We start from the raw sequence: 14,882 nt of genomic DNA, 5'->3' as shown, positions 1-14,882 counted from the left end.
TATTTTTTTTGCTTTCACTATTTTATTAAATTAAATTTGCACCAGAATTAACTACAAATGTTACACGCATAGTGTGTCTCAAACAACCTTACAACATTTAGAAATCAACGAATGAAATACACAACAAGACAAAGCGCTATACTTCTACTAAGCGATGGAACTATTTTCCACGGGAAATCTATTGGTATCAGTGGAACTACTTTTGGAGAAGTTTGTTTTAATACAGGAATGACTGGTTACCAAGAAATTTTTACTGACCCTTCTTATTTTGGGCAGTTAATGGTAGCTACAAATGCACATATCGGAAATTATGGTGTGAATGATTCAGAAGTAGAATCAGAAAGTATCAAAATATCAGGTTTGGTTTGTAAAAACTTTAGTTTTAATTATTCTCGTGAAGATGCTTCAGGAAGTTTAGAGGATTATTTTACTAAACAAAATCTCATATGCATTTCTGATGTAGATACAAGAGCATTGGTTAGCTATATCCGTGACAACGGAGCTATGAATGCAGTAATTTGCACAGATGGAACGTCTGTTACTGATCTAAAAACAGCTTTAGCCAACGTGCCTGATATGAAAGGTTTAGAATTAGCTTCTAAAGTTTCTACTAAGGAACCCTATTTTTACGGAGAAGAGAATGCTACTTATAAAATCTCAGCACTTGATTTAGGAATAAAAACGAACATACTACGTAATCTAGCTAAAAGAGATTGTTACATTAAGGTTTTTCCTTATGATTCAACCTATCAAGATTTAGCATCATTCAACCCAGATGGTTATTTTTTGTCGAATGGACCTGGTGATCCAGAGCCACTTTCTGGTGCTATTCAAGTAGCTAAAGAAATACTTGAAAATAATAAACCTTTATTTGGTATATGTCTTGGACATCAAGTTATTGGTTTAGCGAATGGAATTTCTACTTATAAAATGTTCAACGGACATAGAGGTATTAATCATCCAGTAAAAAATATTATTACAGGAAAAGGGGAAGTTACTTCTCAAAACCATGGTTTTGCTGTAAATAAAGAAGAATTAGAAGCTAATGATGATTTCGAAATTACGCATCTTCATCTTAACGATGGAACAGTAGCAGGTATGAGAATGAAAAATAAAAACTGTTTCTCAGTTCAATATCACCCAGAAGCTAGCCCAGGTCCTCATGATTCTTCTTATTTATTTGATGAATTTATTAAGAATCTAAAAAGATAATTTCAGTTATTATTTTTACAAAAGACAGATTTAGGATTGACTCTATTTGATTCAATCCTAAAATGTATAAAACAAACCAGATTACATCTATAATTTCTTTTTTGAATCTATTTTTACTTTTAATACTTTAAACAGATTAATTGTAAATAATTTACAACGTTTTCGTTAATAAGATTCGTAGTTTTCATAAAATCAATCAAAATAGATAGGATATATTTGTAATTTAAATATAAAACGAAGTATTATGAGTATAATTATAAAAATTCACGCAAGGCAAATTTTTGATTCAAGAGGTAACCCTACAATTGAAGTAGATGTAATTACAGATAATGGAATTTTAGGTAGAGCGGCAGTACCATCTGGTGCTTCTACAGGCGAACATGAAGCAGTAGAATTACGCGATGGAGGAAAAGCCTATTTAGGAAAAGGAGTTTTGAATGCAGTGAAAAATGTAAATACCATTATTGCTGAGGAACTTTTGGGAGTTTCTATTTTTGAACAAAATTTAATTGATCAAATGATGATTGATTTAGACGGAACTTCAAATAAATCGAATCTAGGTGCTAATGCTATTTTAGGGGTTTCACTTGCTGTAGCAAAAGCTGCTGCAAATGAATTAGGATTGCCTTTATACAGATACGTTGGTGGTGTGTCAGCAAATACATTACCTGTGCCTATGATGAATATCATTAATGGAGGATCGCATTCTGATGCGCCAATTGCTTTTCAAGAATTTATGATCTTCCCGGTTAAAGCAACTTCATTTTCTCAAGCTATGCAAATGGGAACTGAAATTTTTCATAGTTTGAAAAAAGTACTTCATGATAGAGGTCTTTCGACTGCTGTAGGTGATGAAGGAGGTTTTGCGCCAAATCTTCCTGGTGGAACTGAAGATGCGCTTGATACTATCAAAAAAGCGGTTGAAAACGCTGGTTATAGTTTTGGAGATGAAATCATGATCGCATTAGATTGTGCCGCTGCAGAGTTCTATGTAAATGGCAAATATGATTATTCTAAATTCGAAGGTGAAACTGGAAAAGTTAGGTCGTCTTCAGAGCAAGTTGATTATTTAGCTGAATTAGTAGCGAAATATCCAATCATTTCTATTGAAGACGGTATGGATGAAAATGACTGGGATGGTTGGAAGTTATTGACTGAAAAAATTGGTGATAAAGTACAATTGGTAGGTGATGATTTATTTGTAACTAACGTAGAGCGTTTGTCAACAGGTATTGAAAAAGGAATTGCTAATTCTATCCTTATTAAAGTAAACCAAATTGGAACTTTGACAGAAACTATTGCGGCGGTTAATATGGCTAAAAATGCTGGGTATACCTCTGTGATGTCTCACCGTTCAGGAGAAACTGAAGATAATACTATTGCAGATTTAGCGGTTGCATTGAACTGTGGTCAGATAAAAACTGGTTCTGCTTCTCGTTCCGATAGAATGGCAAAATACAATCAGTTATTAAGAATAGAAGAAGAGTTAGGTGATACTGCTTATTTCCCGGGCAAAAATGCATTTAAAATAAAATAAAACTTTAAACATAGTACTTAACTTATAAAAAACCTGCCCTCCAAAAGAGGGTGGGTTTTTTATTATATTTAACATATTGAAGGTACAATTCTCTTTTTATTTAATGTTAAATTCCTTAGATTTGGTAAATTATTATTTTTAAAAGTTTATTCCAATTATATGATGTCAAAAACAGCAATATTAGAGGTTGATAGCGAGAAATTTGAACTGCCTATTGTTACAGGTAGTGAGAATGAAGTAGCTATTGACATTAGCAAATTACGTGATTTATCAGGTATGATAACTCTAGATCCAGGTTATAAAAATTCAGGTTCATGTACTAGTAAAATTACTTTCTTAGATGGAGAATTGGGTATACTTCGATATAGAGGTTATGCAATTGAAGATTTAGCAGAAAAAGGACATTTTCTTGAGGTTTCGTATTTAGTTATTTTTGGAGAATTACCAACTGCAGTTCAGTTAGAGCAATTTGAAAAAGATATTAGAAGATATACTTTAGTTAATGAAGAAATGAAAAGCATCATTGATGGTTTTCCTAAAACGGCTCATCCTATGGGCGTTTTAGCTGCTTTGACTAGTGCTTTAACTGCTTTCAATCCAAAGTCTGTAAATGCAGAGAATGAGAAAGAGATGTATGAGGCTGTTTGTAAAACGATGGGTAAATTTTTAGTTATTGCAACATGGACTTATAGAAAAAGTATGGGTTATCCTTTAAATTATTACGATAATACAAAAGGATATGTTCAAAACTTTATGAGATTGATGTTTGAGCTACCTAATGAGCCTTACAAACCAAACCAAATTGTTATTGATGCGTTAGATAAATTATTTATTCTTCATGCAGATCACGAACAAAATTGTTCTACTTCTACTGTAAGAATGGTAGGTTCTTCTCATGCAGGTTTATTCGCTTCTATTTCTGCTGGAGTTTCAGCACTTTGGGGACCTTTACATGGAGGTGCTAATCAAGCTGTTCTTGAGATGTTAGAAGAAATTCACAGAACAGGTGGAGATGCAGATAAATATTTAGCTAAAGCCAAAGATAAAAATGATCCATTCCGTTTAATGGGATTTGGACATAGAGTTTATAAAAATTTCGATCCAAGAGCAAAAATTATTAAAAAAGCAGCGGATGAAGTTTTATCAACTTTAGGTGTTAATGATCCAATTCTTGCAATTGCAAAAAAACTAGAAGAATCAGCATTAGTTGATGATTATTTCGTTTCAAGAAAATTATATCCAAACGTAGATTTTTATTCAGGAATTATATACAGAGCTTTAGGTATTCCTACTGATATGTTTACAGTAATGTTCGCTATTGGTCGTTTACCAGGTTGGATTGCACAATGGAAAGAAATGCGTGAAAATAAAGAGCCAATTGGAAGGCCAAGACAAATTTATACAGGTCATCCTTTAAGAGATTTTAAAGAATCCGATAAAAGATAATTTCAAATGTAAAAGCTTCACTAATTAGTGAAGCTTTTTTATATTTGCTAAAATCCAAAATGATGTTAAAACTAAATATAAATAACGAAAGTTCAAGACTTAGAGCAGTAGTACTGGGTTCGGCAGTTAGTAGTGGGCCTGTACCCGAAGTAGCCGAGGCTTACGATCCCAAGTCATTAGAGCATATTTTAGCGGGTACTTATCCAAAAGAGCAAGATATGGTCAATGAAATGCAAGCTTTTAAAAATGTTTTACAAAAATACGATGTAGCTGTGTATCGTCCAGAAAATATTGAAAATTACAATCAGATATTTACAAGAGACATTGGTTTTGTTATTGAAGACATTTTTGTAAAATCAAATATATTGCCCAATAGAGAACTAGAAATAGATGCGATACAGTATATTATTGATCAAATAGATCCTAAAAAAGTGGTACGTCCACCGTCTGAAGTTCATATAGAAGGTGGTGATGTTATGCTTTGGAACGATTATATTTTTATAGGAACTTATAAAGGAAGTGATTATAAAGATTATATTACAGCAAGAACAAATATGTTAGGGGTTCAGTATATTAGAGACTTGTTTCCTCACAAAATTGTCAAGGAATTCGACTTAGTTAAATCTAAAATAGAAGCTCGTGATAATGCCTTGCATTTAGATTGTTGTTTTCAGCCGTTAGGTAATAATAAGGCAATTATATATAAAAATGGTTTTCGTGAAGAAGCTGATTATCTGTTTTTAGTCAATCTTTTTGGAAAAGAAAATTTATTTCAAATTACTAGAGATGAAATGTTTGATATGAATTCTAATTTGTTTTCTATTGATACTAATGTCGTTGTTTCCGAAAGAAATTTTACTCGTTTAAACAATTGGTTGCGACAAAACGGATTTATTGTAGAAGAAATTCCATATGCAGAAATTGCAAAGCAAGAAGGTTTATTAAGATGTTCTACTTTGCCATTAATTAGAGATTAATTTAACAATGATGAACATTGCTAGATGTCATTATTACCAATAATAAAATTATGAAACAAACAACAAATTCTATATTAATGATTCGCCCAGTTGCGTTTCGTATGAATGAACAAACGGCAGTAAATAACTATTATCAAAAAGTGCTAGATGGACTTTTGCCTGCTACTGTAAATGCAAAAGCGCAACAAGAGTTTGATGTTTTTGTAGAGAAGTTACAAGCTGTAGGAGTAGATGTTACTGTGGTGGATGATACTTTAAATCCGGATACTCCTGATAGTATTTTCCCGAATAACTGGATTTCTTTCCATGAAAATGGAGATGTAGCACTGTATCCAATGTTTGCTGTAAATCGCCGTCAAGAACGTAGAGAAGAAATTCTAGATATGCTGGAAGAGAAGGGATTTATGATTCAAAATATTGTAGATTATACTTCTGCAGAAGAAGATGGTTTCTTTCTGGAAGGTACAGGAAGCTTACTTCTGGATAGAGCGAATAGCAAAGCATATTGTGCTTTATCACCACGTGCAGATGAAGAGCTCTTTATTGAATTCTGTGAAGATTTTGATTATGCGCCAGTAATCTTTGAAGCTTTTCAAACGGTTGATTCAGAACGCAAATTAATTTACCATACTAATGTAATGATGTGTTTGGGAGAGACTTTTGCTGTTATTTGTATGGATTGCATTGATGATAAAAAAGAACGTAAAATGGTTCTCGATAATCTCAAGGAAAATAATAAAGAAGTTATTTTGATTTCAGAAGATCAGGTAAATAATTTTGCAGGAAACATGCTTGAAGTTAGAGGAACAAACGACAAAAGGTATTTGGTGATGAGTGCAGCTGCGCATCAATCTTTGACTTCAAAACAAATTGCACAGTTAGAAAAGCATGCCGAAATATTGAGTTCTAGTTTAGACACAATTGAAGCATGCGGAGGAGGAGGCGCCAGATGTATGATGGCAGAAATTTTCTTGCCAAGAAATTAAATTTAAAAGCCCTATCTCGTTTATTTAACTTGATAGGGCTTTTAAATTTACTATTACAAATTAGTCTTTATAATATTAATAATGGCGCTTACAATATATTGTATTCCTATCGCAATAACTATAAAACCAACGATTCTAGAAATAGCTACTATTCCTGATGCTCCTAGAATTTTTGCTAAATAATGAGCGCTCCTAAGAATGATAAAGATTGTAAAAGCGATAGCAAGAATTGCTAAAGAAGAAACAATAATCTCTACTGTTTCGTTGTGTTCTTGATAAAAAGCAATAAGAAGAGAAATAGATCCTGGGCCAGCCAACATTGGGATTGCAAGCGGTGTTAAGGCAATGTCATTTCTTTTTTGTGCGTCAGTTTCTGCTTTTTTGTTAATACCTCTCTTTTTATTGAATTTTCCTGAAAGTAATGAGAATCCAGAGTTCACAATGATAATTCCTCCGGCAATTCTTAAAGCATCTATGCTAATTCCAAAGAAAATCAATACATATTGGCCGATAAAAAAAGAAACAATAAGAATGATAAATACATTTATCGCTGTCCATAAAGAAATTCTTGAACGTTCTTTTTTAGTGTCATTTTGAGTTAATCCTACAAAAATAGGCACTGTGCCAATAGGGTTTAACACCGAAAAAAGAGCTACAAAAAGATAAATAAATAAATCCATGTTTTGTTTTTTATGATAGCAAAAATACTCTTTTTTTACTTTTTAACGTTAACCTAATGTTTTTTATTGACTTATAAGTAATCCTTAAAATAGTTTAACCAACAATCCTTTTTGCTTACTTTTGTGCAATACAATTCTATAAAATGATAAAGAGTAAAAAAACTTTAGTTCTTGGCGCTACTACAAAGCCAGACCGATATGCTTTTAAAGCGATAACAATGTTGGTTGATAAAGGACACTCAGTGCTTGCATTAGGTCAGAACGCTGGTGAAGTGGCTGGCATAAAAATTCAAACGAAAGCTATTCCAATAAAAAACATTGATACGGTTACTTTATATTTAAATCCAACTCGCCAACGTGATTATTATAATTACATCGTAGAGGTAAAACCGAAACGTGTTATTTTTAATCCTGGTACAGAAAATCCAGAATTCTATCAGTTATTAAAATTAAATGATATTAAGGTAGAAATAGCTTGTACATTAGTATTGTTGGCTACAAATCAATATTAAATTTCAATATTTTTTTAATCTTAATGATACAGTCAGTATTCTTGTTTCTTTATTTTAAGCAATAAGGAGATAAGAATATTGGTTTTGTTATTAACTGACATAATTATTGTGTTAAATTCTTTTTACTGATAGTTACAACTTCATCAAAAAAAATGTTGTTTTATACTATAAGTGAAGATTAGAATCAGGGTTTCTGATATTATATTTAGGATTAATAAAAAAAGAAATACTAAAATCGAAGTGTTTTAATTCCTATTTTCTTTTACAAATTGATTTGAAATTTCAACTCTCATCTTGATCAAAGAATATTGTAAGACATTTTATTTTAAAAAAGTATCCATTAGATTTTCCTTTTAAATACAACTCCAGTTTTTAAAATAACTATTTTTCAAATTCATTACTTTTGTAATTATGGAATTTTCATCAAAATTAATAGAAAAAGCAGTTAATGAAATGTCTCAGTTACCAGGAATAGGTAAGCGAACCGCATTGCGATTGGTTTTACATTTATTAAAACAACCCAAAGACCAAACTGTATTTTTGTCACAAGCACTAGTTGCGATGCGACAAGATATAAAGTATTGCGGGAGTTGTCACAATATTTCGGACAGTATTTTATGTGAAATCTGCGCTAATAATAATCGCAATCATCAATTAATCTGTGTTGTTGAGGACATACGCGATGTTATGGCCATCGAAAATACAGGCCAATTTAGAGGGATTTATCATGTTCTGGGAGGGAAAATTTCACCAATTGACGGAGTTGGTCCGAGTCAATTGAATATAAATTCATTAGTAGAAAAAGTAAAATCAGGCACAGTTCAGGAAATTATTTTTGCGTTAAGTTCGACTATGGAAGGGGATACTACTAATTTTTATATTTACAAACAAATTGCGGAATCTGAAATAATCATATCTACCATCGCAAGAGGAATCTCAGTGGGTGATGAACTAGAATATGCGGATGAAGTAACACTCGGAAGAAGTATTTTGCAAAGAATTCCGTTTGAAAAAGGGTTTAAAAATAATTAATCTATTTTAAAGAATAGTGATGCTTTAAATTCGTAAATGAAAAGCTATATTTGTTGCTTAATAAAAACAGTAAAAATGAGCAAATACGTACTCTGTTTGTCGCTAATTATAGGTCTGATGGTTTCGTCTTGCATACCAACCCAAGATTTAATTTATCTTCAGAAAAAAGATAATGCACAGCCAGAAGAAATTATTTCTGCTGTCGAATCTAAACCGTATCGTTTGCAAATTAATGATGTTTTGAGCATTACTATAAAAGCGATTGATCCTAAATTAGTGAGTATTTTTAATACTACAAATAATGAAGCTTCAGCGGGTAAATCTGAAACAGGATTATATTTTGATGGTTTTACAGTGGATGATCATGGAAATATTAGAATCCCTGTATTAGGAAATATAAATGTAATTGGATATACATTAGATGAAGTTAGACAATTTGTAGAAAAGCAATTATTAGCCGAATATTTTAATAAAGAGGCTAATATTTTTGTCACTGTAAAATTGGCTGGTTTTCGATATACGATCAACGGAGAAATTGGAACTCCAGGTACCAAGACCTTGTTTCAGGAGCATTTAAATATTATGGAAGCTATTGCAAATGCTGGCGATATTACAATTACAGGAAATAGGAAAGCAGTTACTATTATGCGAAAAACACCAACAGGTGTTGAGATGCATGACTTAGATCTTACGGATATTAATGTAATGAAATCTCCTTATTATTACTTACAACCCAATGATTATGTCTATATTAAGCCTTTAAAACAAAAGACTTGGGGAACGGGGAAAACGGGAATAGAATCTTTGGGGACTATTATTACCTTATTGTCTTTGGCAACAACGACTTTTTTGTTGTTAAAAAAATAAAAACCTTACATAGAAAATGTTAGATATAAAAGATTTTTCAATTTTTGAAAATCAAGTCAATTTTGACTTCAAAGGGTTTTTGATTAAAATTGTCAGCTATTGGAAATGGTTTTTAATTTGTTTAATAATCACTTTTACAATTGCGTATCAAGTCAACGTACGCAAAGAAAAAATTTATGCTATGGAAACGCTTATTTCTGTCAAAGAAGAAAGCAATCCACTTTTTACCTCAAATACCAGCCTAGTTTTTAATTGGGGTGGAACATCAGATCAGGTACAAACTATTTCAACAACTTTACAGTCTAGATCGCATAATGAGTTAGTGGTAGATAAGCTCCAGTTTTATATTGATTATTTAGTTCAAGGAAAATACAATTTAATAGATGCTTATGGTGCCGTTCCTTTTTACGTGACAATCGATAAGTCAAAGGGACAACTTGTTGGAAATCTAATTGGCATTAAGTTTTTAAGTGAAAATGAATATGAACTTAGAATTCCATTTGCTACATCAAATGTATCTATATTAACTTATTCTACTAATTCCTACAGCAATACAGCTGTTGAAATTGGTGATTTCGTAAAAAAATATAAAGTAGGTGAGTCAGTGTCTTTGCCTTTTTTGAATTGGAAATTACAAATAAATGACAATCCAGGTTTTTATAAAGGCAAAGAATACTTTGTTCGTTTTAATGATTATGACGGGACAGTTTCTAGTTATAAAGGGATTGGAGTTCGATCTGATGACAAAGGAGGTTCTATTATAACCTTGTCGATGCAAGGGAATAATAAAGCAAGAATGGTAGAATACCTGAATGCTACTGTAAAAATGCTGATCAAAAGGCAATTGGATAGTAAGAATCAGTTTGCTACGAATACGATTTCCTTTATAGATAGTACTTTGGTGGCTATGGAGTCTCAATTGAAAGAGACCGGAAATGAATTAAAGAGTTTTAGGAAAGGCAAAAATATTTACGATGTTGAGGATGGTGGAGTAAAATTCTCAGAAAAAATAGTTGAATTTGACGTCAAAAAGGACGAGGTAAATCGCAAAATTGCCTATTATAATTCTTTAAAATCCTACCTAAAAAATAGTGTCAATTATGCAAAACTTCCAGCGCCATCAGTGGCAGGAATCGAAGATCCAAATATTGTTGTCAATGTTTCAAAATTAATAGCGCTATCTGCTCAAAGATCTGAAATGGCCTATGCCGTAAAAAGCGAAAAGATATTTAGTGATTTTGATAATCAAATGGAGGCTGTAAAAAATGTTCTTCTAGAAAATATTGCTAGTGCCAAGGCTTCTTTGCAGTATGATCTGGCTATGATTAGTAGTAAGATAAACGAAACTGAAAGTACAATAAAGCAACTTCCAGAGGATCAGCAAGAATTAATTAAAATTAAAAGGAAATATGATTTAAGCGACAATATTTACAGCACTTTTCTTCAAAAACGAAGTGAAGCAGATATTGTCAAGGCAGCAAATTTATCAGACATTCACTTTATTGACCCCGCAAAAGATGTTGGAGGTGGTTTAATTGGCCCAAAAACTTCTGCAAATTATGTATTAGCATTATTCTTAGGAATACTGATCCCCTTGATTTTTATTTTTGCAATTTTCTTTATTAATAATTCAGTTCAAAACGCTGAAGATATTAGTAAAATGACTAAAATACCATTAATAGGCGTGGTTGGAATCAATAAAGAAAATACAAATCTAGCGGTATTTGATAAACCCAAATCGGCTTTGTCAGAATCCTTTAGAGCCATTCGATCTTCACTTCAGTTTCTGTATAAAAAACAAAATGTAGATGGGGCAAAAACTTTAATGATTACATCGTCAATAAGTGGCGAAGGAAAAACTTTTTGTTCCATAAATATAGCAACAGTATTTGCTTTAAGTGAAAAAAAGACAGTTATAATTGGACTTGATTTGCGTAAGCCAAAATTAGCCGCTGAGTTTAATTTATCTAATGATGTTGGGGTTGTTAATTATCTAATTAAGCAAAAAACGGTGGAAGAAATTACCAACCAAACTCATATTCCTTATTTAGATGTGATTCTATCCGGTCCAGTTCCTCCAAATCCTGCAGAACTAATTATTAGTGAAAGAATGGGAGAACTGATTGAAGAATTAAAAGGCAAGTACGATTACATTATTCTAGACACACCACCGGTTGGTTTAGTTTCTGATGCGTTAGAACTCGTACAATATGCTGATGTTACACTTTATATTGTAAGACAAAATTTCACTAAAAAAGAAATGATTACCTTATTAAATAATCGAGTAAAACGAGGGGAGTTAAATAATACCAGTATAATTTTGAATGGTCTAGAAAACAAAGCGAAGTACGGCACTGGTTATGGCTATGGTTACGGCTATGGTGCTTATGCAAATGGATATTATGAAGATGATAAGCCAATGACGACATACCAAAAGATTGTAAAAAAGATTATAAAAAAATAAACTCACTATCGATTATCTCAAAAATAAAAATATGGAAGAGAGCAAACAAAAAATTATTTTAATTACTGGTGGTGCGGGTTTTATAGGCTCAAATCTTTGTGAGTATTTTTTATCTAAGGATAATAAAGTAGTCTGTTTAGATAATTTTGCTACCGGACACAGACATAATTTAAAAGATTGCATCAATCATCCTAATTTTACTTTAATTGAAGGAGACATACGTAATCTTTCGGATTGTATAACTGCCGTCCAAGGAGTAGATTATGTTTTGCATCAAGCCGCTTTAGGATCTGTGCCAAGATCTTTAAATGATCCTATTACTACAAATGATGTTAATGTAAGCGGTTTTTTGAATATGCTTGTTGCTGCTAGAGATGCAAAAGTTAAACGATTTGTATATGCAGCAAGTTCTTCTACTTATGGGGATTCAGTTGCCCTACCAAAAGTAGAAGAGGTAATTGGTAATCCGCTTTCTCCTTATGCAATTACCAAATATGTAAATGAGTTGTATGCTCAAATTTTTAGCATTACGTACGGTCTAGAAACAATTGGTCTCCGTTATTTTAATGTTTTTGGAAGAAAACAAGATCCAAATGGCGCGTATGCGGCTGTTATTCCAAAATTTGTGATGCAATTAATGCAGCACGAAAGCCCTAAAATCAATGGCGATGGTAATTATTCTCGTGATTTTACTTATATCGATAATGTGATTCAAATGAATGAATTGGCGATGTTAACCCAAAATCCTGAAGCAATCAATTCCATTTACAATACGGCTTATGGAGATAGAAATACATTAAATAACTTAATACATTATTTAAAAGAATTTTTATCAGAATACGATCCAGAAATAGCCAATATTAAGATTGAGTATGGTCCAAATAGAGCAGGAGATATTCCGCATTCCTTAGCAAGTATTGACAAAGCAAAAAAAATGATGGGCTATAATCCACAATTTTCTATGCAAGAAGGACTAAAACAAGCTGTTGAATGGTATTGGAACAATTTAAAATAAAAAATAATACACAAATACGATGTTGCTGGAGCTGAATAAGATGATGTAGCTTTTTTTTAAATAAAAAGAAAAGAAGGTTAGTTGACACTCTAAGTACAAAATTAAAAATTGAATTAAAAAAATGGGAATTACAAAGATTTGTTGCATCGGAGCAGGATATGTAGGCGGACCTACTATGGCAGTAATAGCACAAAAATGTCCGCATATTCAAGTCACAGTTGTCGATTTGAATACAGAGCGTATTGCGGCGTGGAATGATGCAGATTTAAGTAATATTCCCATTTATGAGCCCGGTTTAGATAGTATTGTTGGTGAAGCTAGAGGTAGAAATTTATTTTTTTCAACCGATGTGGATAAAGCGATAGAGGAAGCTCAGATTATTTTTATATCCGTAAATACACCTACTAAAACCTATGGCAAAGGCAAAGGAATGGCAGCTGATTTAAAATACATAGAACTTTGTGCCAGACAGATAGCAAGAGTAGCGAAAGACAATAAAATTGTAGTCGAAAAATCGACACTTCCTGTAAGAACTGCAGAAGCGATTAAGAGCATCTTGGATAACACTGGGAATGGGGTACAATTTCAGATTTTGTCTAATCCAGAATTCCTTGCTGAAGGAACTGCGGTTCAAGACTTATTGAATCCCGATCGAATTCTAATTGGTGGTGATGCCACTTTTGAAGGACAAAAAGCAATTCAATCTTTAGTAGACGTTTATTCTAACTGGGTTGATACGGATAAAATATTGACTACAAACGTTTGGTCCTCTGAGTTGTCAAAGCTAACTGCAAATGCTTTTTTAGCACAACGAATTTCTTCGATTAATGCAATGTCTGCCTTGTGTGAAAAAACAGGAGCTGATGTAAATGAGGTAGCAAAAGCAATTGGTATGGATAGCAGAATTGGATCTAAATTCCTAAAAGCATCTGTTGGTTTTGGTGGTTCTTGTTTTCAAAAAGACATATTAAATTTGGTTTACATTGCTAAATCTTATGGTTTGAATGAAGTTGCTGATTATTGGGAGCAGGTAATAATAATGAATGACCATCAAAAAAGAAGGTTTTCAAATAAGATTGTTCAAACGCTATATAACACAGTATCAGATAAAAAAATTGCCTTTTTGGGATGGGCATTCAAAAAAGATACGAATGATACTAGAGAATCTGCCGCTATTTACGTAGCAGATGATTTAATAAATGAACATGCTAATATTGCTGTTTATGATCCTAAAGTTTCAAGTGAAAAAATACTGAATGATTTAAATTATTTAGAGACAAGATCATCAGTTGCAAATGCAAGTAGTATTACCTCTTTCTTAGATCCTTATGAAGCATGTAAAAATGCTCATGCGATAGCAATTCTTACCGAATGGGATGAATTTCAAAACTATGATTGGCAGAAAATTTATAATGCGATGCAAAAACCCGCGTTTATTTTTGATGGAAGAAATTTGTTAAATGGTGCAGCGTTACGCGAGATTGGTTTTGTATATCAAAATATAGGTTCGTAAATTTAATTAGGCTATTTTGTGTAAAAATGGTTTATACAGCAAATAAAATAAAGTTTTTATAGTTTATAGTAAGTGGTGCAATTAGTTTCAGAGCACAACAAAAAAAGATAAAGCATGAATTGGTATGTAGTTTATACAAAGCCCAGATGGGAAAAAAAAGTTGCAGAACAATTACAAAAAAATGGAATAGAATGTTATTGTCCATTGGTCACACAAATAAAACAATGGTCTGATCGAAAGAAAAAAGTAGAGGTGCCTTTATTTAATTCTTATGTTTTTGTAAAATTAGAAGAGGCAGATCGGAATACAATATTTCAATCCTCTGGAGTAGTACGTTATCTGTTTTGGTTAGGCAAACCAGCAATTGTAAGAGAGGAAGAGATAACTATTATAAAAAAATGGCTTGATACTTCTGATGTTGCTGATGTAATGGTAGAATATTATAAAATTGGCGATGAAATACAATTAGTATCTGGGCCTTTTACGGATCAAAAAGCGATTGTGCAAGAAGTTAAAAACACCCATTATGTTTTGGTTTTAGAATCATTGGGATGTGTTCTGAAGATGAAAAAAAATAGTCTAGTTTGAAACCGTTGATAGTGTGAAAAGGATCTTAATCCATTTTATTTATTTTAAAATAA

Annotated in this window: 13 protein-coding genes; 12 read left to right on the top strand and 1 reads right to left on the bottom strand. The window is 32.1% G+C overall.

What is annotated here, in order from left to right:
• The first annotated feature begins 111 nt into the window (after window positions 1-111).
• The 5 genes from carA to ctlX all read left to right on the top strand — a co-directional run bounded on the left by carA (window position 112) and on the right by ctlX (window position 6,158).
• Window positions 112-1,212, top strand: a complete 1,101-nt coding sequence (gene carA / locus MW871_RS06250) for a glutamine-hydrolyzing carbamoyl-phosphate synthase small subunit (RefSeq protein WP_248427979.1) — start codon at window positions 112-114, stop codon at window positions 1,210-1,212.
• Window positions 1,213-1,456: 244 nt separating this feature from the next.
• Window positions 1,457-2,749 carry a phosphopyruvate hydratase gene (gene eno / locus MW871_RS06245; RefSeq protein ID WP_248427978.1) on the top strand — a complete coding sequence of 431 codons (1,293 nt, stop codon included), beginning with the start codon at window positions 1,457-1,459 and terminating at the stop codon, window positions 2,747-2,749.
• A 162-nt stretch (window positions 2,750-2,911) separates the two neighbouring features.
• Window positions 2,912-4,195 (top strand): citrate synthase, encoded by a 1,284-nt coding sequence (locus MW871_RS06240; RefSeq protein ID WP_210645859.1) that lies wholly within the window; start codon window positions 2,912-2,914, stop codon window positions 4,193-4,195.
• A 62-nt stretch (window positions 4,196-4,257) separates the two neighbouring features.
• Complete coding sequence (locus tag MW871_RS06235; protein ID WP_248428031.1) at window positions 4,258-5,172, top strand: dimethylarginine dimethylaminohydrolase family protein; 915 nt, start codon at window positions 4,258-4,260, stop codon at window positions 5,170-5,172.
• A 50-nt stretch (window positions 5,173-5,222) separates the two neighbouring features.
• Entirely contained in the window at window positions 5,223-6,158 is a 936-nt protein-coding gene (gene ctlX, locus MW871_RS06230) for a citrulline utilization hydrolase CtlX (RefSeq protein WP_248427977.1), read from the top strand.
• 53 nt (window positions 6,159-6,211) lie between these two features.
• Here ctlX and MW871_RS06225 read toward each other — a convergent pair whose 3' ends face one another.
• Window positions 6,212-6,838, bottom strand: a complete 627-nt coding sequence (locus MW871_RS06225) for a MarC family NAAT transporter (RefSeq protein ID WP_188049970.1) — start codon at window positions 6,836-6,838, stop codon at window positions 6,212-6,214.
• A gap of 146 nt (window positions 6,839-6,984) precedes the next feature.
• On the opposite strand from MW871_RS06225, the gene MW871_RS06220 reads away from it, so the two are divergent.
• From MW871_RS06220 to MW871_RS06190, 7 genes are all read left to right on the top strand, one after another.
• Window positions 6,985-7,350, top strand: coding sequence for a CoA-binding protein (locus MW871_RS06220; protein WP_188050279.1), 366 nt, complete (start codon window positions 6,985-6,987; stop codon window positions 7,348-7,350).
• Window positions 7,351-7,761: 411 nt separating this feature from the next.
• The gene (gene recR / locus MW871_RS06215; protein ID WP_188049971.1) at window positions 7,762-8,382 is read left to right on the top strand and encodes a recombination mediator RecR; all 621 of its coding nucleotides are present in this window, start codon (window positions 7,762-7,764) and stop codon (window positions 8,380-8,382) included.
• 75 nt (window positions 8,383-8,457) lie between these two features.
• Complete coding sequence (locus MW871_RS06210) at window positions 8,458-9,249, top strand: polysaccharide biosynthesis/export family protein (protein ID WP_188049972.1); 792 nt, start codon at window positions 8,458-8,460, stop codon at window positions 9,247-9,249.
• A gap of 16 nt (window positions 9,250-9,265) precedes the next feature.
• Window positions 9,266-11,713, top strand: coding sequence for a polysaccharide biosynthesis tyrosine autokinase (locus tag MW871_RS06205; RefSeq protein WP_248427976.1), 2,448 nt, complete (start codon window positions 9,266-9,268; stop codon window positions 11,711-11,713).
• 31 nt (window positions 11,714-11,744) lie between these two features.
• Window positions 11,745-12,728 carry an SDR family oxidoreductase gene (locus tag MW871_RS06200; protein WP_248427975.1) on the top strand — a complete coding sequence of 328 codons (984 nt, stop codon included), beginning with the start codon at window positions 11,745-11,747 and terminating at the stop codon, window positions 12,726-12,728.
• 121 nt (window positions 12,729-12,849) lie between these two features.
• The gene (locus MW871_RS06195; RefSeq protein WP_248427974.1) at window positions 12,850-14,241 is read left to right on the top strand and encodes a UDP-glucose 6-dehydrogenase; all 1,392 of its coding nucleotides are present in this window, start codon (window positions 12,850-12,852) and stop codon (window positions 14,239-14,241) included.
• 114 nt (window positions 14,242-14,355) lie between these two features.
• On the top strand, window positions 14,356-14,829 hold the full coding sequence (locus MW871_RS06190; protein WP_188049976.1) for a UpxY family transcription antiterminator: 474 nt from the start codon (window positions 14,356-14,358) through the stop codon (window positions 14,827-14,829).
• Window positions 14,830-14,882: the final 53 nt, after the last annotated feature.

Origin of the sequence: Flavobacterium pygoscelis (assembly GCF_023162025.1) — a bacterium.
Classification (GTDB): domain Bacteria; phylum Bacteroidota; class Bacteroidia; order Flavobacteriales; family Flavobacteriaceae; genus Flavobacterium; species Flavobacterium pygoscelis.
This window is presented reverse-complemented; position numbering and strand designations above follow the sequence as displayed.